23 protein-coding genes and 1 pseudogene are annotated in these 23,943 nt (G+C 62.2%); 8 read left to right on the top strand and 16 right to left on the bottom strand.

Going from position 1 to position 23,943, the window contains the following annotated elements; translation table 11 throughout:
* Positions 1–46: 46 nt before the first annotated feature.
* From NKI16_RS22710 to NKI16_RS22720, 3 genes are all read right to left on the bottom strand, one after another.
* Entirely contained in the window at positions 47–340 is a 294-nt protein-coding gene (locus tag NKI16_RS22710) for a hypothetical protein (RefSeq protein WP_352571860.1), read from the bottom strand.
* Between the two features lie 478 nt (positions 341–818).
* Positions 819–2,219 (bottom strand): phospholipase D family protein, encoded by a 1,401-nt coding sequence (locus tag NKI16_RS22715; RefSeq protein ID WP_352571858.1) that lies wholly within the window; start codon positions 2,217–2,219, stop codon positions 819–821.
* A 63-nt stretch (positions 2,220–2,282) separates the two neighbouring features.
* On the bottom strand, positions 2,283–3,098 hold the full coding sequence (locus tag NKI16_RS22720; RefSeq protein WP_023677076.1) for an endonuclease/exonuclease/phosphatase family protein: 816 nt from the start codon (positions 3,096–3,098) through the stop codon (positions 2,283–2,285).
* Positions 3,099–3,341: 243 nt separating this feature from the next.
* Between NKI16_RS22720 and NKI16_RS22725 the strand changes: the two genes are divergently transcribed.
* Both NKI16_RS22725 and NKI16_RS22730 read left to right on the top strand, forming a co-directional pair.
* Complete coding sequence (locus NKI16_RS22725) at positions 3,342–4,244, top strand: alpha/beta fold hydrolase (protein WP_352571857.1); 903 nt, start codon at positions 3,342–3,344, stop codon at positions 4,242–4,244.
* Positions 4,245–4,307: 63 nt separating this feature from the next.
* Complete coding sequence (locus NKI16_RS22730; RefSeq protein WP_352473066.1) at positions 4,308–4,718, top strand: DUF427 domain-containing protein; 411 nt, start codon at positions 4,308–4,310, stop codon at positions 4,716–4,718.
* Positions 4,719–4,750: 32 nt separating this feature from the next.
* Here the strand turns inward: NKI16_RS22730 and NKI16_RS22735 are convergent, their stop codons facing one another.
* From NKI16_RS22735 to ku, 4 genes are all read right to left on the bottom strand, one after another.
* Positions 4,751–5,167: an HD domain-containing protein gene (locus NKI16_RS22735; RefSeq protein ID WP_352923701.1), complete on the bottom strand. Its 417-nt coding sequence runs from the start codon at positions 5,165–5,167 to the stop codon at positions 4,751–4,753.
* Between the two features lie 128 nt (positions 5,168–5,295).
* Positions 5,296–5,667, bottom strand: a complete 372-nt coding sequence (locus NKI16_RS22740; RefSeq protein ID WP_352571855.1) for an avidin/streptavidin family protein — start codon at positions 5,665–5,667, stop codon at positions 5,296–5,298.
* Between the two features lie 75 nt (positions 5,668–5,742).
* Positions 5,743–7,143, bottom strand: coding sequence for a PAS domain-containing HWE histidine kinase family protein (locus tag NKI16_RS22745; RefSeq protein ID WP_352782486.1), 1,401 nt, complete (start codon positions 7,141–7,143; stop codon positions 5,743–5,745).
* A gap of 93 nt (positions 7,144–7,236) precedes the next feature.
* Positions 7,237–8,070, bottom strand: coding sequence for a non-homologous end joining protein Ku (gene ku / locus NKI16_RS22750; RefSeq protein ID WP_023677071.1), 834 nt, complete (start codon positions 8,068–8,070; stop codon positions 7,237–7,239).
* A 119-nt stretch (positions 8,071–8,189) separates the two neighbouring features.
* On the opposite strand from ku, the gene NKI16_RS22755 reads away from it, so the two are divergent.
* Positions 8,190–8,654 carry an NUDIX hydrolase gene (locus NKI16_RS22755; RefSeq protein ID WP_352577665.1) on the top strand — a complete coding sequence of 155 codons (465 nt, stop codon included), beginning with the start codon at positions 8,190–8,192 and terminating at the stop codon, positions 8,652–8,654.
* 54 nt (positions 8,655–8,708) lie between these two features.
* On the opposite strand, the gene NKI16_RS22760 is transcribed toward NKI16_RS22755, so the two are convergent.
* A complete protein-coding gene (locus NKI16_RS22760) occupies positions 8,709–9,311 on the bottom strand; it encodes an alpha-ketoglutarate-dependent dioxygenase AlkB (RefSeq protein ID WP_352577664.1) in 603 nt (200 codons plus the stop codon).
* A gap of 112 nt (positions 9,312–9,423) precedes the next feature.
* Here NKI16_RS22760 and NKI16_RS22765 point away from each other — a divergent pair, with 112 nt between their 5' ends.
* Together NKI16_RS22765 and NKI16_RS22770 are read left to right on the top strand one after the other, a co-directional pair.
* Positions 9,424–9,639: a KTSC domain-containing protein gene (locus NKI16_RS22765; RefSeq protein WP_352588791.1), complete on the top strand. Its 216-nt coding sequence runs from the start codon at positions 9,424–9,426 to the stop codon at positions 9,637–9,639.
* A gap of 161 nt (positions 9,640–9,800) precedes the next feature.
* A pseudogene (locus NKI16_RS22770) lies at positions 9,801–9,956 on the top strand (histidine kinase); the annotation flags it as partial.
* 37 nt (positions 9,957–9,993) lie between these two features.
* On the opposite strand, the gene NKI16_RS22775 reads toward NKI16_RS22770, so the two are convergent.
* Both NKI16_RS22775 and NKI16_RS22780 read right to left on the bottom strand, forming a co-directional pair.
* Positions 9,994–11,175 carry an acetate/propionate family kinase gene (locus tag NKI16_RS22775; protein WP_352782484.1) on the bottom strand — a complete coding sequence of 394 codons (1,182 nt, stop codon included), beginning with the start codon at positions 11,173–11,175 and terminating at the stop codon, positions 9,994–9,996.
* Complete coding sequence (locus NKI16_RS22780; RefSeq protein WP_352782482.1) at positions 11,175–13,586, bottom strand: phosphoketolase family protein; 2,412 nt, start codon at positions 13,584–13,586, stop codon at positions 11,175–11,177. The genes NKI16_RS22775 and NKI16_RS22780 overlap by 1 nt, the downstream gene beginning before the upstream one ends.
* A 302-nt stretch (positions 13,587–13,888) precedes the next feature.
* On the opposite strand from NKI16_RS22780, the gene NKI16_RS22785 reads away from it, so the two are divergent.
* Both NKI16_RS22785 and NKI16_RS22790 read left to right on the top strand, forming a co-directional pair.
* On the top strand, positions 13,889–15,889 hold the full coding sequence (locus NKI16_RS22785; RefSeq protein ID WP_023677064.1) for a protein-L-isoaspartate(D-aspartate) O-methyltransferase: 2,001 nt from the start codon (positions 13,889–13,891) through the stop codon (positions 15,887–15,889).
* Positions 15,890–15,937: 48 nt separating this feature from the next.
* The gene (locus tag NKI16_RS22790; RefSeq protein ID WP_023677063.1) at positions 15,938–16,183 is read left to right on the top strand and encodes a hypothetical protein; all 246 of its coding nucleotides are present in this window, start codon (positions 15,938–15,940) and stop codon (positions 16,181–16,183) included.
* 112 nt (positions 16,184–16,295) lie between these two features.
* Here NKI16_RS22790 and NKI16_RS22795 read toward each other — a convergent pair whose 3' ends face one another.
* The 4 genes from NKI16_RS22795 to NKI16_RS22810 all read right to left on the bottom strand — a co-directional run bounded on the left by NKI16_RS22795 (position 16,296) and on the right by NKI16_RS22810 (position 21,721).
* Positions 16,296–16,775, bottom strand: a complete 480-nt coding sequence (locus NKI16_RS22795; protein WP_245274717.1) for a DUF1772 domain-containing protein — start codon at positions 16,773–16,775, stop codon at positions 16,296–16,298.
* Positions 16,776–16,891: 116 nt separating this feature from the next.
* Positions 16,892–18,430, bottom strand: coding sequence for a SpoVR family protein (locus tag NKI16_RS22800; RefSeq protein WP_023677061.1), 1,539 nt, complete (start codon positions 18,428–18,430; stop codon positions 16,892–16,894).
* Positions 18,430–19,752 (bottom strand): YeaH/YhbH family protein, encoded by a 1,323-nt coding sequence (locus NKI16_RS22805; RefSeq protein WP_023677060.1) that lies wholly within the window; start codon positions 19,750–19,752, stop codon positions 18,430–18,432. The genes NKI16_RS22800 and NKI16_RS22805 overlap by 1 nt, the downstream gene beginning before the upstream one ends.
* 19 nt (positions 19,753–19,771) lie before the next feature.
* Complete coding sequence (locus NKI16_RS22810; RefSeq protein ID WP_023677059.1) at positions 19,772–21,721, bottom strand: PrkA family serine protein kinase; 1,950 nt, start codon at positions 21,719–21,721, stop codon at positions 19,772–19,774.
* Between the two features lie 271 nt (positions 21,722–21,992).
* On the opposite strand from NKI16_RS22810, the gene NKI16_RS22815 reads away from it, so the two are divergent.
* Positions 21,993–22,154, top strand: coding sequence for a hypothetical protein (locus tag NKI16_RS22815; protein WP_023677058.1), 162 nt, complete (start codon positions 21,993–21,995; stop codon positions 22,152–22,154).
* 16 nt (positions 22,155–22,170) lie between these two features.
* Here the strand turns inward: NKI16_RS22815 and ocd are convergent, their stop codons facing one another.
* Positions 22,171–23,238 (bottom strand): ornithine cyclodeaminase, encoded by a 1,068-nt coding sequence (gene ocd / locus NKI16_RS22820; RefSeq protein WP_023677057.1) that lies wholly within the window; start codon positions 23,236–23,238, stop codon positions 22,171–22,173.
* 3 nt (positions 23,239–23,241) lie between these two features.
* On the bottom strand, positions 23,242–23,943 hold a 702-nt coding region (locus NKI16_RS22825), incomplete at its 5' end, for an arginase family protein (RefSeq protein ID WP_352923705.1).

Raw genomic sequence — 23,943 nt, forward strand, 5'->3', positions numbered from 1 at the left:
CCGAAGCGGCGCACCTCGTGATGCCTTGCCTGCGCTCGGACCGGCCTTACAGGGCCGGCTTTTGCTCGGCCGCTGACGTAGAAATCTTTTGGCCATGGCCATTGCCATTGAGTTGCCTGGCCTCGTCCTCGGCTGCGTCTTCGAGCTTGGCGACGAGCAGATCCTTGAGGTCGCCAACCTCTTCCTCGATGTCTTCGATGGGTACGCCGGCGTCGGCCGCCTCTTCCTTGCATTCCCTGGCGAGGATTTCCGCCTCCCTTTCAAGCCTGATCGGAGGCGGCGGCACATGAACGTTTTCGTGGATCCAGTCCTGCAAGAATTCTATCGCACTGTCACTCATGGCGCTCACCTATAGCGGCAACCCTGTAGTGCACATTAACGTACGTGCTGCAAAATGGATGCTTGGCAACGCCGGATTTCGGGTAGCGATACTTGACGATAGCGTGATTGCTAGGAACTGGAGCTTCTGCAGCCAAATGGAATCACTTGGCGTCGCGGAATTGCGTCTAACCAGACAGTTGGAGCGGGATCTAATTTGAAAGCATCCCGCCCTAAGACGTGTTGCGCCGACGCGCCGGTGTTGCTCGATTCGGATCGCTTGTCGGCCGACCATCGTCATCGGCAGCAGCCGGTCGTGCCGGCCGCTCAGCGGCGCGGTCGGGGCGCATTTTGCGTTTATGCGCCATCCAGAACGGCAAGAGCTCGGCAAGAAAACTGTATATCGTGGTCTTCATCGGCATGCTCCGGACAACGGTTACAACTCGTGGTCCCGCATTTCCGTTCCGACAAAGAGTTGCGTTCCGACAAATCCGTCGCTTCTACAATTGCGATTCGATCGGCAGGCAGCCAACCAGCGCTGCAACGATGCGCCGATAGAGACTGGCCTCCGGTTCACGCGAACATTGCCGCATCTCGCCATCCGCCATGCCGAGCCACCGCAAGGCGCCTTTGTCCAGGACCAGCTGATAGCTCGTCTGCGGTGACTTTTCGTGCTCGAACAGCCGGCGCAACTCCATCACCAGATTGGCATCGTGGAAAAGCACGCCCATTTCCGCATTCAACGACACCGAACGCGGATCGAAATTGAAGGAACCGACAAACCCCAGCGTGTCGTCGACCGTAAAGGCCTTGGTATGGAGGCTGGCTCCCTTTGAGCCGAAAACGGAGATGTTGGCCTGGCGGTTGAAGGGTTGCAATTCGAAAAGCTGGATACCTTTTTTAAGCAGCTTGCGGCGGTATTTGGCATAGGCGCCGTGCACGGCGGCGACGTCCGTCGCGGCGAGCGAGTTGGTGAGGATTGCAACCTCGGCGCCACGATCCACCAGCTTCGACAGGATGGCCAACCCGGTGCGGCCGGGGATGAAATAGGGCGAGACAATTTCGAGGCGCTGCCTGGTCGCCGCGATAGCGGGAAGCAGCTCTTTGGTCAGCCAGTTCCTACGCCGCTTGCCGCGCACCTTTTCCGGCGGATCGGAAATGACGCGAACGCCTTTCGTCCAGCAGACGTCGCTGTGCGCTGCAATGAACTCCGTGATCGTGCGCCAGGCACTGAGGCTGTTCAAAAGCTGGCCGTCCGCGGTCGCATCGAGATTGTCGAGGAAATCGGCGCGCGAGCCCACCGCAGCCGGATTGAGCAGCTGGATCGGCTTTGCCGCCTCGCAATTCCAGAACGCCTCGAAGATCTGCATCGTCTGCCCTACGGCAGGACCGAGAAGCAACAGGTCGAGATCACGGAAATTTGTCTCCGCGGCGTCGAAATAGGCATCGCCGATATTTCTTCCTCCGACGATGGCCAGGCTCCCGTCGGCGATCCAGGCCTTGTTGTGCATGCGGCGGGTCATCGCAAACAGCCGGGCGACCATCTCCAGCGAGCGAAAGATGCTGCCGTTCCTCATGCCGCTGGGGTTGAACAGCCTCAGCTCGATGTTCTTGTAGCTGTTGAGCGCCAGGTAAGCGGCGTCGCTGTTGCGCGGATTTATATCGTCCAGCAGCATGCGGACGCGGACACCGCGCTCCGCCGCCTTGACGACCTCCTGCATCAGCAGCCGGCCGCTATGGTCGTCGTGCCAGAGATAGTACATCAGGTCGAGGCTGCTGGTGGCACTGCGCGCGGCAAGGATTCGTGCGGCAAACGCGTCATAATTGTCGGCGATCAGCACCAGCCCGCTATTGCCGGCAGCGATCTTGTCCCGGGCAAACCGCGAAATGGCTGTATCCATAAAGTGCACCGACAAACATCAGCGAAGCAAACCGTCTGAAATCTGACTAACAACCCTTCAGGTTCATTCTGGTTGCAGTCGCGGCTGCCGTATCGCGTCCAGGTTCAGCCGGGCCTTGATCGGCAGATGATCGGAAGCCCGCTGCGCCAGCGGCGTCTTGTGCACCTCGATGCTGGAAATCAGGTGCGGCGGCCTGGCCAGGATGCGGTCGAGCGCAAACAGCGGAAAGCGCGACGGAAAGCTCGGCAGAACCGCATCGATCGGACCGAAATGCGGCAGCAGGGCCAGCAGCGAAGACCTGTTGCGGACCCGCCATTCGTTGAGGTCGCCGAGCAGGATTGTTGGCCGCAGAACCGGGTGCGTGGCTTCGACCAGCGCGTTGGCCTGCTGCGAGCGCGAGCGCCGCAGCAAGCCGAAATGTGCGGCTATGATCCTGAGCGAGACGCCCTTCAGCTCCAGGTCCGCGATGACCGCGCCGCGCGGCTCCAGGCCGGGCAGCCGGATCTGGTTCACGCTTTCGACCACGCCGCGGCGTGCCAGGATCAGATTTCCATGCCAGCCATGGCTGCGGCGGTTTTCCGGGATGTGTGTGGGGACGAGGTCGCTGTCGCGCTCGAGTGCTGCGAGATCCAGCAATCCCTGCCTGCTTCCGGTTCTTTCGTCGGCCTCCTGCAAAGCAATGATATCGGCGTCGAGTTCCTTGACCACGGCCGCGACCCGCTCCGGATCGAACCTGCCGTCGGTGCCGACGCATTTATGTACATTGTAGGATGCAACCGTAGTGCATGAAATTTCATTGCCGGGTGCCGCAAACCGCGGCACTTCCCTTCGCAGCGCAGCGCCAAGCGACCTTGGGAGGGTAGGCGATCGATCCAGCATGTGGTCCATTTGCTGTTGAGTCGGCGAGTGGCGGCCATTGCGATTATGGCGCGTGCGGAGGTCTGAAACAACGACGACCTTGCAGAACCGTTCCCGTCGGTCTTCTTCCACCGCGAGCAGCGGTGAGGTTTCACCGGAAGTCTGCCTCTGTCATGGAACAATCGCAGCCGCGCGCGGTTCAGCAAACTTGCGCCGAAAACGATCTGACGCCATGCGGCGTGATCGAAACGGGATGGCCGGATCATGGAAACACCCGCCTTCTGCACCACGCCGTTGCTGCGCATCGCGTACATCGCTGGCGGCCCTGGAGCCGGCGCGCCCGTCCTGCTTCTCCACGGCTGGCCGGACGACGCAACCACCTTCACGCGCATTGCGCCTGTCCTGCATCGTGCTGGTTTCCGCACCTTTGCGCCGTGGCTGCGTGGGTTCGGCAAAACCACCTTCCTGTCGGACGAGACCATGCGATCCGGTGAAATTGCCGCCATGGCTCAGGACGTGATCGATTTCGCCGACGCATTTGCCCTCGGCCGTTTTGCGGTCGTCGGCCACGATTGGGGCGCTCGGATCGCTTACCTGCTCGCCTCGGTATTTCCCGAACGGATACGCTGCTGCTCGGCATTGTCGCTTGGCTGGCAGCCGGGCGAATTCGCAACGCCGCCGTTGGACCAGGTCAGGGCATTCTGGTACCAATGGTTCATGGCAACGGATCGCGGCGCCGAGATCGTTCGCCAGCAAGGCAAGGCGTTCGCGCATTTTCAATGGGAAAGCTGGAGCCCGCCCGGCTGGTTCGAGGAAGAGCTTTTTGACAGCGTTGCCGCTTCCTTCGAAAATCCCGATTGGGCCGACGTGACGTTGCACTCCTACAGGGTTCGCTGGGGCGAAGCCGATCCCGATCCGCGCTACGCCGATCTTGCCCGGCGCCAGATTTCCGCCAAGTCCATTCCCGCGCCTACTCTGACGATCCACGGCGATGCCGACCGCGTTGTGCTGCCGCAATCGTCCGAAGGCAAGGAACGATACTTCACGGGCCATTACGAGCGCCAGCTTCTGGCTGGCATCGGCCACTTTCCGACGCGCGAAGCACCCGAGCGCGTTGCCGATCACCTTGTCGGGTTCCTCGACAGTTTCGGAAGAGGAGAAGCGTAGAACTGGAACCCTGACCGGCGATAGTACGTTTCGGGAAGGCAGCGCAGTCAACGGAGAAGTCGAATGCAGTCCTTAGCCGCAGATTCCGCCCCCCGCCCAGGCCCGCTCAGGATTGTCCCGTTCGATGGAACCGTAACCGTTCGGTTCTCCGATGCCATTATTGCGTCGAGCGAGCGGGCAAAGGTGCTCTATGAAGACGGCCATGATCCTGTTTTCTACATACCCTTCGAGGACATCTATTTCGACCTCTTGGAGAAGACGAACACGACGAGCCACGGCCCGCTGAAGGGCACGGCAAGCTATTGGCGTGTTCATGCGGTCGGTTCGTCGGCAGAAGACTTCATGTGGGCCTACGAGACGCCCGACACCCCGGCATTGGCGATCGCCCGCCATGGTGCGTTCGATCCCGGCAGGGCGCGGATCGACGCCGATCCCGCGGAAGACAAGCGGCACACGCCGCACGTCACCGAGTAGACCCCACATCGGCGACAGCCGCCAGCTGTCCGTCAGCTCGCGAACTCTTCCCTGAGAATGCGCAGGCCGTCTTCGTATTTCGCTGTCGAGGCACCGATCTGCCGTGCCTGCCATAGATTGTCGGCGAGATCGGCGTGCTTGACCGGCAATGCCAGCGGGTTGGCCGCAGCCCTGCGAACGAACGCGGCATCGCCCTCGTTCGGCAGCCGCGTCATGGCGTCGACGGCCGATACGATGGACGGCCCGAACCCGGCCGCCTCAAGCCGGTCGCGGTTCCAGCCGTCGCCTTTTTCGATGACGTCGTGAAGATAGGCGATGGCTTTCTGGTCGAGCGTTTCGACGGCATCGACGACCCGGCGGCAATGTTCGATATAAAGCCGCCCTGTCCTGTCCGTCTGCCCGGCATGAGCCTGTTCGGCGATTTTCGCTGCGCGATAAAGCACGCTCATTAGGTCGACCCCGTAACGAACAGCGCATGTCCTGGCTAACGCGCCATCGTCAGCGCGAGTTCCGATGCACCGCGGGAACCCTGCTGCCTCACTTGCGAGCTGAATGCCGCGGCGGCGGGCCCGACACGTCAGGAGACGCGTTCAAAACTGTCGAGGCTGGTTCCAAAGGCGCGCCAGGCGGGCAGTTTCCTGGCTCGGGCCGGGGCACCTTCCTTTTCCGCCGACAGAGCGGCATCCGCAACGGTGTGCCACAGCATCTCCAGCTTCCCATCCCTGAGAATGCCGGTATAGCTCACCGCTGCGGCTCCGACCCGCCCTTCGGCCGCGCAGGTGAAGCCGATGACATCTCCATGGCAGGCTCCGAACAGCGGCACGGTCATGCCGAAGAAGGCGCTGTCCTCTAGCGCCGTCCTGAAGGTTCCGCTGATCCGTCCGCCCTCTTCGCTGGTCAGTTCGACCACCGACCCGTACTGATTCCGCCAGGTGCCCAGCCAACTCATCGCTGCTCCTCCTGATTGCTACCACAGGGATTGCGCTAACACACGGCCGCCAAGCCGCGGCCGAGGCAGCGGCCTTCAATCAGCCGCGATGCCGGCCGTCGACATCTGAACGAAGCGCAGCGGCGCTTCCAGCGTCCAGCTGATGCCGTGCCTGGCGAATTCCAGGCGGCCGGTGCCGCTGAGCGCCTGCGGCGTGACGCGTTTGAGCACAACCGTTCCGAAACCGCGTCGCGTGTTTTCATCCACCAATGGTCCGTCCAGCTCCCGCCAGACAAGGCGGAAGCCATCGCTGCCATCGGCGGCTGGGGTCACGGTCCATTCGACCTCGACCCGTCCGTCATGGTGCGACAGCGCTCCGTGCTTTACCGAATTGGTGGCCAGCTCGTGAAAGGCAATGCCGAGATATTGCACGGCGTTCGGCTGCAGCATGATCATCGGCCCGCTCATCGACAGCCGGGCCTGTGTCGCGAAGGCCTTGGTCTGGGCATGGATCAATTCGCCGATGGTCGCGCCACGCCATTCCGCATCGACCAGGAGGTCGTGCGATTCCGAAAGCGCCATGATGCGTTCCCGGACCCGTGAAAGGAAGGCCTCTGGCGTACCCGCCAGCTTGCTGGTCTCGCGGATCATCGAGACGATCACCGAATACTGGTTTTTAACGCGATGGTTGACTTCGCGCATGAGTGTGCGGATGCGCCGTTCGCTTTCCTTGTGGGGGCTGATGTCGCGCGCGATCTTGGAGGCGCCGATGATACGCCCGATGCCGTCGCGTATCGGCGAGATGGTGAGCGAAACCGGAACCAGGGTGCCGTCCTTGCGCTGCCGGATAGTCTCGTATGAAGGAATCCGTTCGCCGGCGCGAATGCGGCTGATGATCATGGCTTCCTCATCCAGGTGGTCGGGCGGGATGAGGATCGTCACCGGGCGCCCGATCGCCTCGGCGGGCGTATAGCCGAACAGGCGTTGTGCCGCGTCGTTCCAGCTGGTGATAATGCCGTTCAAGTCTTTGGACACGATGGCGTCCATCGAGGATTCGACGATGGCGGCGAGCCTTATGCCGGCGTCGTCGGCCAGCGTCTGCATGCGCAGGTCGAGCAGGGTGTTGATGGCACCGACAACCTCGCCGGCTTCATTGCGAAGCAGGACCGGATGCGCACTGAACGGGATGAGTTGGCCGTCCGGCCGCTCGGCGATGGCTCGGCCCCCACGAACGTCCCGCTCCTCGAGCAAGGCAACGGCCATTGGACACTCGTCATGCGTCATCGGTCGCCCGTCGAGGTGGCGAAGCTTCCATGACCCGCACCAGCGATCCTGGCCGATAACCGGACGATATCCCCAGAGATCGGCAGCGGCTTCGTTGAAGAAGGTGATGTAGCCTTGTTTGTCGGTGGTGTAGACGGCCACAGGCAACGCCTGCATCAGATCGGCGGAGGAAACTTGCGGGATCCCGCCAGTCCTTAGTTCAACGACGTCCACCAGTCCCCCGCTCCGCTTGGCTTGCCGACGGATTGCTACGTCATCTAAATGCGCGCGAGCGTTTTCGGTTCCGTTCGATCCGCTTTCGGACATTCAGGCTGATTTGCGTTTCGGGGCCGTTCTCGGCTTTTTGCTGGGAGCCTTGCCGCCTTCCTGCGCCAGGCTTTTGCGCAGAACATCGGCGAGATTGATGACGTTCGTCTTGGGCTCAGGTGCCGGCTTGGGCGGTTTCTTGCCCTTGCGCTTGGCCTCGATCATTGCAACCAGCGCCTTTTCATAAGTATCGTCGAACTTCGACGGGTCGAATTTGGCGGGCTTCTTGTCGATCAGCAATTGCGCGATTTCCAGCATCTCGGGATCGACCTTGCGAGCCTTCAGCCCTTCGAACACCGCGTCCGCCGCGACCACTTCATTGTGGTTGCGTAATTCCGTCATCAGCATGCCCTTGCCCAGCGGCTGGATCAGCACCTCTCGGCCTCGCTGGTACAGCACGACGCAGGAGCGGGCTGCTACCTTTTTCCTGGCCATGGCGTCCCGGATCACCGCGAAAGCCTCCGTGGAGGGCGCGTCGGCCGGAACGAGATAGTAGGGTTTTTCGAGGTAGCGTGCGTCGATTTCGGCGGCAGGCACGAACTCGCCGATCTCGAGCGTATGCTGCGATACCATCTTCAGTTTCTTGATTTCGTCCGGCTCTATATGGATGAACTCACCCTTTTCGACCTCATAGCCTTTTACCTGCTCCGCCGCCTCGACCGTATCGCCGGTCTCCTCGTCTAGATAGGCGCTCTTGACCGGGAGACCGTCCTTGCGGTTCAGGATCCTGAAATGCACTTTCTCGGCCTCGCTGACGGCACCGATGATCTTGACGCCACAGGAAACCGATCCGACTTTCATAAAGCCCTTCCAGGCAGCTCGCGGCGTCGCCATGTCGATCACTCATTTGTCGAACGGACGGAACGGCTGCGCGCGGAAATCGTTCCGCCATGGCAGGCTGTTCCATATGCCGGCCCGGACGTTCGTTTCATTTTCGTCAGGGGAATAGCGGAATGGCCCAACGCAGCGCAGGATTGCTCATCTTTCGCCGAAGGGAAGGACATCTCCAGGTCTTGCTGGTGCATCCGGGCGGCCCATTCTGGGCGAAGAAGGACGACGGCGCATGGTCGATCCCGAAGGGCTTGGTCGACGAGAACGAGGACGAGCTGGCGGCAGCAAAACGCGAGGCCGAAGAGGAACTCGGTCTTGCCATCGACGGGGATTTCGAAAGCCTTGGCAGCTACAGGCAGCCGGGCGGCAAGCTCGTCATCGCATGGTGCGTCGAGACGGATTTCGACAGCGACGCCATCAGCAGCAACACCTTCGTCATGGAATGGCCGCCAAGGTCCGGCTCGATGAAGGAATTTGCCGAAGTCGACAAAGCGGGCTGGTTCTCCCTGCCTGAAGCCAACCTCAAGATCCTGAAAGGCCAGCGCGCCATGCTGGCGGAGTTTGCCGGCCGGCATGGCGACGGATGAATTTGTTTCAGCCCAGTTCTTAGGGCAGTGCTCGGGCTTCCTCACCGCTCTGCTTTAAGCGCGTTGCGGCCGCAGCGTGCGCAACGTGATCGAATAGCGGTGCTCCGCAACCGGCGGAATGCTGTGCTCCCATTCGTTGCGCGCAGCACCCGTCATCAGATAGGCCGATCTTGGCTCGACGGTGACCGTCTTGCGGTCCCATCGCGTGCCGTTTTTCCGCCGCAGGCGAAAGCTGCAGGCGGCCAGCAGGGAAACACCGGCGACGGCCTCGGAATGAGGCTTGTCGCGGTGCCAGCCGATACCGGCGCCCGGCCGGTACTCGTTGATCAGCACCTGCACGAAGGTCTCGGCGGGCAGGCGGGCGAAGGCTGCAACCTTTTCCCTGAGCGGCAGCAGAAAGCCGGGTATCGGCGGTGCCTCGACGACTTCGCGCCGGTCGTAGTCATAACGCAGCCCAAAACCGACCACCCGCCGATTTGCCAGATGGCCGTGAAAGTCGAAGGCCTGAAAAGGCAGGGTTGCGAGCTGGCTCGCGAACGCTGCTTCTTCGTCCGGCGTGATCAGTTCGGGCCGGTAGCGGAATCCTTCCGGCAGGTCGTCGGCGGCGGCAAAGAGATCGCCCTGGCGGGCTGCAGCCGATGTCTTGGGCGATGGCATCAACCGTATTTGGTGAAGCCGGCCCGTAGCGGCAAGGCTGGCTTCGGCAGCAAGGAACCTCGCTCTCAGTGCAGGGTTATTCACACGACGGCGTGGATTGGACCTGTCGAGGATGCCTTCAACTGCGATCAGAAGCATCGATTACCAGCCGGCGACGAGGGTACTCTCCGTATGGTTCGTCCCGAGCGGAAACCGCTATGATTACGAGGACGTGCCGCCGCAGGTCCACGCGGCATTCCGCAAAGCCTCGTCAAAGGGCCGGTTCTTCAACGAGCATATTCGCGACCGGTACAAATACCATCTGGTCGAGCAGAGCCATTCGAGGTGAGCCTTCAGCCGCTTCTCAACCACGATCTCGGCTCTCCGCCATGCCTGGCCGCGTGGTGGCAATGAGCGGACTTCGCAGTTGGCGAGCGACCTGATATTGATCATGGTCCCACCCAAAACATCGAAAGCTTGGAATGTCCGCCGAAGCCGAAAAAACCGAGCGAAGGCGAGACCTGGCCGAAACCCGGCAAGCTCGGAGCACTGATCGCTCAATCGCTGACCGAAAATGCCAAAGCCCGGTTCGAGGTGGATTCTGCCCCCGGCAAAGGAACGCGGGTGACCATCGTGTTCAACAGATCGGCCGCCCTCGCGACGTAGCCGGTCGAGCAAGCGCCGCCATTCGAGGCCATCCGCCTCAGCCGGGCCCCTCCATCACCTTGCGCGTGTGGCGGGCGATGACCCCTTCTTCGTCGGTCGCCACGACGCGGACTTCCAGCTTGCTCTCCGCCTGGCTCATCAGCGCGGCATGAGAGCGGTTGGCGGCCTCGTCGATCGCCACGCCAAGCCAGCCAAGCCTGTCGCAGATTGCCTTGCGGGCCGTGGCCGAGTGCTCGCCGATGCCGCCGGTGAACACCAGGCATTCCAGCCCGCCCAGCGTGTTGGCGAGGGCGGCAACTTCCCTGGCGGCGCGGAAGGCGAAGAGCTCCACCGCTTCGCGGGCCCGGCGGTCGTCGCTGGCCTCCAGCGTGCGCATGTCGCCGGAAATGCCGGACACGCCGAGCAGCCCGGATTCCTCGTAGAGCATGTCTTGCAGCGCCTCTCCTGAAACGCCTCTTTCCAGCAGCAGGTACAAAAGCACGCCCGGATCGATGGCGCCGCAGCGTGTGCCCATGACCAGGCCGTCAAGCGCCGAAAAGCCCATCGTCGTATCGACGCTTCGCCCGTCGCGCATGGCGCACAGGCTCGCCCCGTTGCCGAGATGGGCGACGATGGTTCTTTTCGCCGCCAGATCGGGCGATATCTGCTTGAGCCGGCCCGTGACATATTCGTAGGAAAGCCCGTGAAAGCCGTAGCGGTGGATGCCGTCTGCCTCATAGCGGCGCGGCAGCGCGAAACGGCTGACCAGAGGCTCGATGGTCCGATGGAAGGCGGTGTCAAAGCATCCGACCTGCGGCAGGTCGGGCCGCAACGCGGCAAGCGCCCGGATCGGCGCGAGGCTGCGTGGCTGGTGCAATGGCGCAAGCGGGGTCAGCCTGTCGAGAGCCTCGATAACTGTCGGCGTCAGGCGGACAGGTTCGACGAACTCGCGTCCGCCATGGACGATGCGATGGCCGGCGGCGATCAATTTCCTTCCGCCAAGTTCGTTCTCGATCCATTGCAGCATCTGGCCGATGCCCATGTCGCGTGATGCGTCTGCTGCAAGTGGCCGATCGCACTGCACCGCCCCATCGGCGGCTTTTGCGGTCAGCCTAGGCGCATCGCCCAAATCCAGCGAACCGCGCGAGGCAAGATCCAGCTCAGCGGACACTCCAAGATCGTAAAGCCCGAACTTGATGCTCGACGAGCCGGCATTCAACGCAAGGATCGATCGTCGCATCAATCGCCGGCCCTCGTCGCGCCGTCCTGCGGCCAAGACCATTTCTGGATCTCGGGCATGTCCTCGCCATGTTCGCGGACATAGGCCGTGTGCTCAGCCAATTTCCCGTGCAACGCCGCGGCAAGATCCTTCGCCCGCTCGGCCAGCCCCGGCACACGCGCGATCGCGGCGAGCGCCAGATGATAGCGGTCGAGCTGGTTGAGCACCACCATATCGAACGGCGTCGTCGTCGTGCCTTCCTCGCGAAAGCCGTGCACATGCATGTTGTCGTGGTTGGCGCGCCGGTAAGTCAGACGGTGAATGAGATAGGGATAGCCGTGATAGGCGAAGATGACCGGCTTGGCCCTGGTGAACAGTGCGTCGAACCTGTCATCGGCAAAGCCATGCGGATGCTCGGAATTCGACTGCAAAATCATCAGGTCGACGACATTGACGACGCGGATATTCAGGTCCGGAATGCCCGAGCGCAGGATATCGGCTGCAGCCAGCGTCTCCAGCGTCGGCACGTCGCCGGCGCAGGCCAGGACCACATCCGGATCTTCGCCCTTGGCAACCGTCCCGGCCCATTCCCAAATGCCGGCGCCGGCCTTGCAGTGTGCTTCCGCGTCTTCGGCGGACAGCCATTGCGGCGCCGGCTGCTTGCCGGCGACGATGACGTTGATGCGGTTGTAGGTTTTCAGGCAATGGTCGGTGATCCACAGCAGCGTGTTGGCGTCGGGCGGGAAATAGAGCCTGACCGTGTCGGCCTTCTTGTTGGCGACGAAATCGGCAAAGCCTGGGTCCTGATGGCTGAAGCCGTTGTGATCCTGTCGCCAGACATGCGAGGTCAGCAGGTAGTTGAGCGAGGCGATCGGCTTGCGCCAGGCAAGTTCGCCGGAGGTCTTCAGCCATTTGGCGTGCTGGTTGACCATGGAATCGATGATGTGGACGAACGCCTCGTAGCACGAGAACAGGCCGTGGCGGCCGGTCAGCAGATAGCCCTCCAGCCAGCCTTGGCAAAGATGCTCGCTGAGCACTTCCATGACGCGGCCGTCACGGGAAAGATGGACGTCGTAAGGCTCGATCCGCTCCATCCAGACCCGATCCGTAACCTCGAACACGTCGTCGAGGCGGTTGGAGGACGTCTCGTCGGGTCCCATCAGCCGGAAATTCCTGGCCTCGGCGTTCAAGCGGATCACATCGCGAAGATAGCTGCCGACGGTCCGCGTCGCCTCCCCGACAGTGCCGCCCGGACGCGGTACGTCGAGCGCCAGGCCTTTCCAGTCGGGAAGCACCAGGTCTTGTTTCAGCAGGCCGCCATTGGCGCAGGGGATAGCGCCCATTCGTCTTGGTCCTGTTGGCGCCAGCGCCGCAAGCTCCGCCAGGAGATGGCCGCCTTCGTCGAACAGCATCTCCGGCTCGTAACTGCGCATCCAGTCTTCGAGGATCTGCCGGTGCGCCGCATCGCCGCGTGCATTCGACACCGGCACCTGGTGCGAACGCCAGAAATCCTCGACCTTCTTGCCGTCGACCTCTTTCGGCCCGGTCCAGCCCTTTGGGCTGCGCAGCACGATCAACGGCCACAGCGGCCGCTCTCCCTTCCAGCCCGCGGCTCGTGCGGGCTCCTGGATGGAGTGGATCCGGCCGAGCACGGTATCGAGCGTGCGGGCCATCTCCCGATGCATCGGGGCAGGCTCATGGCCTTCCACGAAAAAGGTTTCGTAGCCATAGCCGAGGAACAGGCTGCGCAACGCCTCGTCTTCCATGCGGCCGAGGATGGTCGGGCTGGCGATCTTGTAGCCGTTGAGATGCAGGATCGGCAGGACGGCACCGTCGGATGCCGGGTTCAGGAACTTGTTGGAATGCCAGGCCGCGGCGAGCGGGCCGGTCTCGGCTTCGCCGTCGCCGACGACGCAGGCAACCACAAGGTTCGGATTGTCGAAGGCGGCGCCGAAGGCATGGACAAGCGCATAGCCGAGCTCTCCGCCTTCGTGGATCGAGCCGGGCGTCTCCGGAGCCGCGTGGCTCGGCACTCCGCCGGGAAACGAGAACTGCCGGAACAGCTTGCGCAGGCCGTCTTCGTCCCCGCCGACCTCGGGATAGATTTCGCTGTAGGTGCCCTCGAGCCAGGTGTTCGCGACCATTGCCGGGCCGCCGTGACCCGGACCGCAGATGAACAGGACATCGAGACCACGTTCACGGATAATCCGGTTTAAATGCACATAGATGAAATTGAGGCCGGGCGTCGTGCCCCAATGGCCGAGCAGCCGCGGCTTGATGTGCTCGGGCCGCAAGGGCTCGCGCAAGAGCGGATTGTCGAGCAGGTAGATCTGGCCAACCGAGATGTAGTTCGCGGCTCGCCAGTAGCGGTCCATCAGATCGATCTGATCAAGGCCGGTCGTGTGCGCAGCGGTGCGGACCTCGTCGTTCATGGAAATGCCTCCGGAATACCCTCGTCCGTCGTTATCTGGAGTGGCGTCGCGTCGGAGAAAGGATTTGCCTCGAAATAAGTTTGGGCGGCGTGGCTAGCGCCCGCTTGCCGATCCTGCAACCCGCCTCGCCAGACAAAAGCGGGTCGGTCTTTTGGGGAACCTCGGGGCTTGCTAACGGTTAGGGAGATGCACCGCATTGCTTGAATCCAAAAGGACTGCCGAGGCCCTGAGATACGAGCCGGCCGAGGTGGCGTTGAGCAGCTTGGGCGATTGTAGCGGAGGCCCATAGGAGGAGCAAAAAGATGCTCGATCTCTCCCATGCCCGCAACCAAATGGTCGACATCCACTTGAGCCGCCGTGGCATTCGCGACCGCAATGTCCTTCAGGCGATGCGCGAGGTCCCGCGCGAGGCTTTCGTCGATCCTGGCTTTGAAGAATTCGCCTATGAGGACGGGCCGCTGCCGATCGCCGAAGGTCAGACGATATCGCAGCCCTACATCGTTGCGTTCATGATCGAAATGGCCGAGGTCGGAGCCGGCGACCACGTCCTCGAGGTTGGCACCGGCTCGGGCTATGCGGCTGCCGTAATGAGCCGGATCGTCGAACGCGTCTACACGATCGAGCGCCACGCCGCGTTGGCTGAAACGGCAAGGCAGCGGTTCAAAAAGCTTGGCTACGACAATATCGAAGTCCGCACCGGCGACGGCACCAAAGGCTGGCCCGAGGCGGCACCCTTCGATGCGATCCTGGTTGCGGCCGCCGGACCCGGCGCACCGCTCGCTCTGCAGGAACAGCTCGACGTCGCTGGCCGGCTTGTCATCCCGGTCGGCGATGAATTCGACTCGCAGCGCCTGCTCAAGGTCACCCGTACCGGCGCCGCAACCTACACTGAGGAGGATTTCGGCGGCGTGCGGTTTGTTCCGCTGATCGGCGAGCAAGGCTGGGGCGAGCCAGGCAGCGACAGCCAGATAGCGGCCGATCTTCCGCACCGGCATCAGCGCAGGAGCAGCCTGCCGCAGATGATCGCGGCCGCCGCCGAACCGCTTCCGGATTTCGACGATCCGGCCTTCGGTGCGCTGTTCGACCGGTTTGCCGACCGCCGCGTCGTCTTGCTCGGCGAAGCCAGCCACGGCACGTCGGAGTTCTACCGTGCGCGCGCCGCGATCACTCGCAGGCTGATCGAGAAGCATGGCTTCACCATCGTCGCGGTCGAGGCCGACTGGCCCGATGCCGCGGCGATCGACCGCTACGTCCGCCATCGGCCGCCGCGGCCTGGCGCAGATCCGCCGTTCCAGCGCTTTCCCACCTGGATGTGGCGCAACACCGACGTCGCCGAGTTCGTCGACTGGATGCGACAGCATAATGAGCGGATCAGGCTATCCTCCCGGCGGGCCGGGTTCTATGGCCTCGACATCTACAATATGGGTGGATCGATTGCGGCGGTCCTGCAATATCTCGACCGGGTCGATCCGCAGGCGGCGAGGATCGCGCGCGAACGCTATGGCTGCCTGACGCCGTGGCAGAACGACCCGGCCACCTATGGCCGTGTCGCACTCACCTCCGGTTACCAGAAATGCGAGAAGGCCGTGCTCGAGCAATGCCGGGAACTGCTTTCCAGAGAGCTCGACTACGCGCAGCAGGACGGCATCGATTTCCTCGACGCGAGCCAGAATGCCCGTCTGGTCGCCTCCGCCGAGCGCTATTACCGCACCATGTATTACGGCGGCGCGCAATCCTGGAACCTGCGCGACACCCATATGTTCGAAACGCTGGAGCACCTGCTGCAGGCCCGCGGCCCGAACGCCAAGGCGGTGGTGTGGGCACATAATTCCCATATCGGCGATGCCCGCTATACCGAAATGGGGATCGTCAGGGACGAACTGAATATCGGCCAGCTCTGCCGCCAGCGTTTTGGCGACGAGGTTGCCTTGATCGGGCTCAGTACGCATTCCGGGACGGTGGCCGCCGCCACCGACTGGGACGGCGACATGGAAGTGAAACCGGTTCGGCCTTCCCACAACGACAGCTATGAGCGGCTTTGCCACGACAGCGGCGTCTCGCCTTTCCTGCTCGATTTCGATCGCGACGACACGCTGCGCGAACGGCTTCTGGAGCGCCGGCTGGAACGCTTTATCGGCGTCATCTACCGGCCCGAAACCGAGCTCCACAGCCATTATGCGGACGCCTCGCTCGCCCGCCAGTTCGATGCTTTCGTCTGGTTCGATGAAACCAGTGCCGTGACGCCGCTTGGGCCGGAACATGCGGGGACAGGCCTTCCCGAGACCTATCCTTTCGGGCTGTAGCGAATTTGGACCCTGGGAAAGTGGAAAATCAAAAGAAGGAGGTCACCGATGGCCGGAAAAAAGACTCATGAGCAGCAATTGCGCGTCATCGAAGAGCGCGAGAACACGAAAAACGCCGGCAAGGATTTCGACGCGGAAGCGGATTTGAAAAAGACCAGGCAAGAGCGCGAGGCGTTCCGGCGCGGTGCCGAGCTCAGATCGGACCCGAAGGACATTGCCGATCCCGACGACCGCAACATCATCCGCGGCGAGCACCAGGAAAGCGCCCACAACAAGCATCGCACCGACCGCTGAAACGGCAGGATCGCTTGACGTTAAGATAGTACGCCGGTTCCGTTCCCTGATCTGACGGATGCAGCGTTCGTGGCGGCAAGTTGGCGGACGAGGGCCGTCTTGATCCCTGGCGCTATTCAGCAAAAAATGTCGCGGCGACAGCAATTGAGACGAGGCTCAGCATCGCCAGGCCTGCCCTGGCGACATGCGAAGCCTCCCAGACGTTGTGCAAGTCTCTCCAGTCGCCGGTCTGCTTTCGAGAGAACATTGAAAAAAAGGTCGCGGCTGATTGCGGCATGGCAACGTCTTGCACCCAGAAATTATTGACGGGATGCGTGATCAACCAATAGGTCGCATGTTCCGCCAGCAGGAAGGCGAGCGCCGCCAAGGTCCACCAGAATCGAGCGCTTGGATAAGGCGTCAGGTAGAGCATGATGGCGAGGGCAATGATGCCGCCGATCTCGGCAAAGCCGCCGATCGTGAAGCCAGGATAATAGATCGCCTGCACTGATCTGTAGGTGGCCTCCTTGAGGCGCAACTTGCCGGGCAATTCCAGTGCGTGCGCAAGTGAGAGCGCCATCGTGACAGCGACCAGAAGGACGGTGGCGATCATCAATGCGCGCATGTTCCTGCTCCCTGAATGATGCCCTCGTGGCGCGCGCGTACTTAGGGTGGTTGGTGATCCGGTAAAGGCAACGACACCCGACTTCGCCGGCAAGTCCGGTTCGGTCATTCCCCGATCTGGCTGGTCGACCGTTCGTGGACTGTGGCGCCGGTCTGTGCGTCGACCGCAGCCATGCTGACCTCGTAGCCCCAGAGCTTGCGGATATGGCGCAGCGTGGCGTCGCGGCTGCCGCCTTCCAGCACTATGCCGTCCTTGACCTTATGCTGCAGGCGCAGATGCCGATCGCCGAGCAGGTCCACGTCCACCACCTGGATGTCCGGCCGGCTGGCGCCGATGTCGTAGCTGTGGGCGAGTGCGGCGCGGATGCTCTCGTAGCCGCGCTCATTGTGTATCGAGGCGACTTCGTAGTGCGGATCGTTGGCCGCATCGGCAAGCACAAAGAACCGCCATTTCCGGATCAGGGTAGGGCTCAGATACTGGCGGATGAAGGACTCGTCGCGATGGTTGGCCCAGGCGTCCAGCAGGGTCTGGCGCCAGTCGCCATTGCCGGCGATATCGGGAAACCAGTCGCGGTCCTCGGCGGTCGGCGCGGTCGAGATGCGCTGGATGTCCTGCATCATGTCGAGGCCCAGCGCGTAAGGGTTGATGCCGGAAAAGCGCGGATCGTCGAAGCCCGGCTGGAAGATCACGTTCGAATGGTTGCGCAGCACTTCCAGCATGGCGCCTTCGCCGATCAGGCCGCGGTCGAACAAAAGGTTCATCAGCGTGTAATGCACGAAGGTGGCGCAGCCCTCGTTCATCACCTGCGTTTGGCGCTGCGGATAGAAATACTGCGCGATGACGCGGACAATCCGGATGACCTCACGCTGCCAGGGTTCCAGGATCAGGCTGTTCTTCTCCAGGAAATAAAGCAGGTTTTCCTCGGGCAGCTTGAGCGATTTCCTGCGCTCCGCCATTGTATCCGTCTCGCGGGGCTTGGTGCCGTCCTTCGAAGGCGGCAGCGTGCGCCATAGGTCATTGTAGGAACGCTCCTCGTATTCCAGGCGCTCGCGAACGCCCTCGCGCTGCTTTTCCGACGACAGTTTCGGCGGCCGGTGATATCTGAACACGCCCTGTTCCATCAGCGCATGTGCGGCATCGAGGATCTCTTCCACCGCATCGACGCCATGCCGCTCCTCACAGCGGGCAATGTAGCCCTTGGCGAAGTCCAGATAACTGAGGATGGCGCTGGCGTCAGTCCACTGCTGGAACAGATAATTATTCTTGAAGAAATGGTTATGGCCGAGTGCCGCGTGCGCCGTCACCAGGGCCTGCAGGGCCATGGTGTTTTCTTCCATCAGATAGACGATGCAGGGATTGGAATTGATGACGAGTTCATAGGCGAGCCCCCGTCCGCCTTTGCGGTAGAGCAATTCCTGGTAGAGGTAGTGCTTGCCGAACGACCAGTGGCGGTACATCAGCGGCATGCCGACAGAGGAATAGGCGTCGAGCATCTGTTCTGAGGAGATGATCTCCATCTGCACCGGATAGACGTCGAGGTGGAGCTCTTCCGTGGCGACCGCCTCGATGGTCTCGTAGGCACGCGACAGCGTCCTGAAATCCCAGTCGGAACCGGAAAACAGCAACCCGGATTTGCTCGCCATCAGCCCCCTCTTTCAGCGCTCTTTTGATAACCCGGCTGTCTGGCGAAGAGCTGGCGGAAAACCGGGTAGATGTCGGCCGCCGTGGCGATGCGGCTCATCTGGAAGTTCGACCACCTCAGCTTGACCGCACTGTAGGCACGCCACAGCGACGTGCCGTTGTCGGTGGCGCCGAAGATGTGGCTCTCACGCTCGTCGAGGATCTCGACATAGGCGAAATACTGGCAAAGCCGCATGATCTGTTCGTCGAGCAAGGCGATGCAGCGCTCGGAATCGGTGACGAAATTGTCGCCGTCCGAGGCCTGGGCGACATAGATGTTCCATTCGCGGCTGGGATAGCGTTGCTCGACGATGCGGTGCATCTCCTCGAGCGCCGTGGAAACCACCGTGCCGCCGCTCTGAGTGTTGTAGAAGAAGGTTTCCTCGTCCACCTCCTGCGCCTCGTGCGTGTGGCGAATGAAGACGACCTCGGTGCGGTCATAGCGCCGTTTCAGGAACAGGTGCAGCAGCACGAAGAAGCGCTTGGCCAGATCTTTCTCGCGTTCGCCCATCGAACCGGACACGTCCATCAGGCAGAACATCACCGCATTGGCGTTCGGCACCGGCTGGGCGTCGAAGCGGTTGAAGCGGATATCGACCGGATCGACAAAGGCGATCCGCTTGCGGCGGCGCTCCAGCCGCTCAAGCTCTTCCTGCAGCGCCACGATGCGCTGCCGCATCTCGGCGTTTTGCGGCTTCGTCTCCAGCGTCGCGATCTCCTGCGCGACAGCGTCGACCGCCTCCTGCTTGGGGCGCCTGAGCGCTATGCGGCGGCCATGGCTGTTGCGCATCGTGCGCCCGACATTGATGTTGGTCGGCGAGCCGGTCGCGGCGAAGCCGGCCCGGCGCGGCTTGAAGGCGAGGATCTCCTTGAGGTTGAGCTTGACCATATCAGGCAGTTCGAGGTCTTCGAAAAAGAGGTCGAGCACCTCCTCGCGCGACAGCACGAAACGGAAATCGTCCTCCGATTCGGTTCTCCCCGGGGCGGATCCCATGCCGCCGCCCTGGCCGGGTTTAGGCAGCCGGTCGCCTCGGGCAAAATGCTTGTTGCCGGGCAGGACGTGCTGGCGGCTGCCGCTGTTCCGGGCATCCTTGAAGCTCGGCTCGCCGGTGCCTCGCGCCGGCATCGAAACGGCATGCTCGGCGTCCACGTCGGCGATCTTGCCGGTGCGGATCTGATCGCGGATGGTGCGCTTCAACTCTTCGCGCGCCCGCCGCAGGAAACGCTGCCGGTTGCCGAGGCTTTTGTCCTTCGGGTTCAGTCGGCGATCGATGAAGATCGGCATATGTTACCCCGGGCTGGCTTCAACCCGCCTTGTTCACCCGCATGTACCAGTCCACCAGCCGGCGGACCTGGCGCTCGGTGTAGCCGCGCTGGATCATCCGCTGCACGAATTCGGTATGCCGCTTCTCCGTCACGCTGTCCTGCTTGGAGCCGAAGCTGATCACCGGCAGCAGATCTTCGACCTGCCCGAACATCCGCTTCTCGATGACTTCGCGCAGCTTTTCGTAGCTTGTCCATGATGGGTTGCGGCCATGGTTTCTGGCCCGCGCGCGCAGCGTGAACTTCACCACTTCGTTGCGGAAGTCCTTGGGATTGGCGATGCCGGCCGGCTTTTCGACCTGCGACAGTTCGTTGTCCAGAACCTCGCGATTGAGGATCTGGCCGGTATCGGTATCCTTGTAGTCCTGATCCTCGATCCAGGCATCGGCATAGGCGATGTAGCGGTCGAACAGGTTCTGGCCGTATTCGCTATAGGATTCCAGATAAGCCTTCTGGATCTCGTGGCCGATGAACTCGGCATAACGGGTCGCCAGCTCCGACTTTATGAAATCGAGATAGTCCGCCTCTGTTTCCTTCGGGAACTGCTCGCGCTTGATCGCCTCTTCCAGGATGTACATCAGATGCACCGGATCGGCGGCCACCTCTTCGGTGTCGTAGTTGAAGGTCTGCGACAGGATCTTGAAGGCGAAGCGGGTGCTGACGCCGGTCATGCCTTCATCGACACCGGCCGCGTTTCGGTACTCCTGGACCGACTTCGCCTTGGGATCGGTTTCCTTGAGGTTCTCGCCGTCATAGACGCGCATCTTGGTGTAGAGCGGCGAATTATCGTGTTCGGCCAGGCGGGTCGAAACGGTGAACCGGCTGAGGATATCGAGCACTTCCGGAGCGCAGGGGCTGGAGGCCAATTCGCTTTCGCGCAACAGCTTCTCGTAGATCTGCCGCTCTTCGGTGACCCGCAGGCAATACGGCACCTTGACCACCAGGATACGGTCGAGGAACGCCTCGTTGTTCTTGTTGTTCTTGAACTGCAGCCATTCCGATTCGTTGGAATGGGCAACGATGATGCCCTGATAGGGGAAAGCGCCGAAATTCTCGGTGCCGTTGTAGCTGCCTTCCTGGGTCGCGGTCAGCAGCGGATGCAGCACCTTGATCGGCGCCTTGAACATCTCGACGAATTCGAGCAGTCCTTGCGTGGTCCGGTTCAGGCCGCCGCTATAGGAATAGGCATCCGGATCCGACTGGCTGAAGTTTTCCAGCTGCCTGATGTCGACCTTGCCGACCAGGGCCGAAACGTCCTGGTTGTTCTCATCGCCCGGCTCGGTCTTGGCGATGCCGATCTGGCGAAGCCTGGACGGCATCAGCTTGACGACGCTGAATTTGGAGATGTCGCCGGACAATTCGTCGAGGCGCTTGGCCGCCCAGGGCGAGATCAGGCCGTTCAGCCGCCGCCGGGCGATGCCGTATTTGTCCTCCAAAAGGTCGCCCATGCGGTCGGGGTCGAACAGCCCGAGCGGCGATTCGAACACCGGGCTGACCTGGCCGCCGACCTTCAGCGTATAGATCGGACGCTGCTCCATCAGCCTTTTCAGCTGCTCCGCAAGCGAGGACTTGCCGCCGCCGACCGGGCCGAGGAGATAGAGTATCTGCTTGCGTTCCTCGAGCCCTTGCGAGGCATAGCGGAAATAACCGGCGATACGCTCGATCGTATCCTCCATGCCGTAAAAGTCGGCGAAGGTCGGATAGATCTTGATCGTCCGGTTCGAAAAAATACGGCCAAGCCGCTCGTCCTTGCTGGTATCGACAAAGGTCGGCTCGCCAATCGCCTCGACCATCCGCTCGGGCGCCGAGGCGTACATCGACTTGTCCTCGCGGCAGGCAAGCAGATATTGCTGGAGGCTTATCTCCTCCTGCGCCGCATTCTTGTAAACCTCGGAAAACAGATCGAAGACGTCGGATTGATTCTCACGCATGGTATTCCTAGCCCCGGAGCCGGTGTGGCTGCACGTTTGTCTCTTGAACAACCAAATGTCGGAAAGCCCTTGTGGTTCCCTTCACTTTGCAGAGAGTGCCTGTGACCGAATGATAAGACTCTAGATAAGGGCATCCTGAGTGCAGACAAGGCGTGGAACGCCCCGCTCGAAGCATTAAATCCTGAATCGCGCCACGCCGTGCGGGCGACCTCCGATAAGACGGAGGAACGGTTCTGGTCCTTCCCGGTTGTGAAGGAAAGGAGACGGTTCGATGTTTGAGACTAGTTTGTGGTTGCTCGTTGTTGCAGGCGGTCCACTGCTGCTGGCAATCCTGATCGCCTACGCCCTGCTCACGCAGCGCCGTCGCGGCCCGGCGGAGCGCAGGGAAAGCGACCGCGCCACCGAGCGCCTGTACCAGGAAAAGAAGGACTGACCGACAGGATCGCAGCTCAGCTGCCGGCAACCGCCAGCCCGGCCACTTTTTCGGCGCGCAGCAGCATGCCGAACAGGTCACGCGGTTCATCGGGATCGGCCAGAAGGTCTAGTTCCTCGTAAAGGCCGGTCCGCTGAAGCTGATCGCGGACGTAGCGCAGCGCGGAAAAATCCTCGATCGCAAAGCCGACGGAATCAAACAGCGTGATCTGTCCGGCGTCCGTCCGGCCTGCTGCCTTTCCTGTCATCACCTGCCACAATTCGGTGATCGGATGGTCCGCATCGAGCTGCTGGCTCTCGCCTTCGATGCGCGTCTGCGGCGGATACTCGACGAAAATATTCGAGCGCAGCAGAATGTCGCGATGCAGCTCGGTCTTGCCCGGGCAGTCGCCGCCGACCGCGTTGATGTGCACGCCGGACCCGACCATGTTGTCGGTCAGGATTGTTGCCGACCGCTTGTCGGCGGTCACCGTGGTGATGATCTCTGCACCTTCGACGGCCTCCTGCGCCGACGCGCAGAGCTTGATGTCGAAACCCATGCCGGCAAGGTTCTTCATGCATTTGGTCGAGGCCGCCGGGTCGATATCGTAGAGGCGCAGCCTGTCGACGCCAAGCAGCGCCTTGAACGCAATCGCCTGGAATTCCGATTGCGCGCCATTGCCGATGATCGCCATGCACCGGGCGGCCTCGGGAGCGAGGTATTTCGCCGCGACGGCCGAGCTTGCGGCGGTTCTGAGCGCCGTCAGGATGGTCATTTCCGAAAGCAGCATCGGATAGCCGTTGCCGACATCGGCAAGCACGCCGAAAGCGGTCACGGTCTGGCGGCCGTCACGCGTGTTCTTCGGATGCCCGTTGACGTATTTGAAGCCGTAAAGCTGCCCGTCGCTGGTCGGCATCAGCTCGATGACGCCGTCAATGCTGTGCGAGGCGACGCGCGGCGTCTTGTCGAACAGCTCCCAACGCGTGAAATCCTCTTCGATATAGGCGGCAAGCTCGACCAGAAAGCGCTCGATGCCGATGGCAAGCACCAGCTTCATCATGCGGTCGACGCTGACGAAGGGAACGATGTTCAAATTGACCGTCATGGCTCAGAACCCCCTCGTTGGGCGATCCATGATCCGCCGGCCCATCAAGCTTGCGGTCAGGTCGACCAAAAGCGTGGCGGTGCGGCCGCGTTCGTCGAGAAAAGGGTTGAGCTCGACCAGATCGAGACTGGTGACGAGGCCGCTGTCATGCAGCATTTCCATCGCCAGATGCGCCTCGCGGAAGGTGGCGCCGCCTGGGACGGTGGTGCCGACCGCCGGGGCGATCGACGGGTCGAGAAAATCGACGTCGAGGCTGACGTGGAGCATGCCGTTGGCGGCGCTCACCCGTTCGAGAAAGGCGCGAAGCAGTTGCGCGATGCCGTGCTCGTCGATCGAACGCATGTCGTGGACCGTCACGCCGGCTCTGCGCAATGCATCCCTTTCCGCCAGGTCCACGCTGCGGATCCCCAGCGCGCATATGCGAGCCGGCTCCACCTGCGCTGCAAGGCGGGGGAAATAGCCCTCGAAGCCGGGCTGCCCGCTGGCATAAGCCAGCGGCACACCATGCAAATTGCCGCTGGTCGTCGTGTCGAGCGTATGAAAATCGGGGTGCGCATCGAGCCACAGCACGAAGAGCGGCGGGGCGGGGGTCGCCGCCCCGCGGGGCGTGGCGGCGGGCGGGGCGGCGGGAATGGGGTGGTGGCCGCCGCGCAAGATCGGCCGCGCCTCGGCGCGCGCGGCGGAGGGCGGGTGGGTGATTTGGGG

Origin of the sequence: Mesorhizobium sp. M0698, from assembly GCF_040320455.1 — a bacterium.
Taxonomy (GTDB): Bacteria; Pseudomonadota; Alphaproteobacteria; order Rhizobiales; family Rhizobiaceae; genus Mesorhizobium.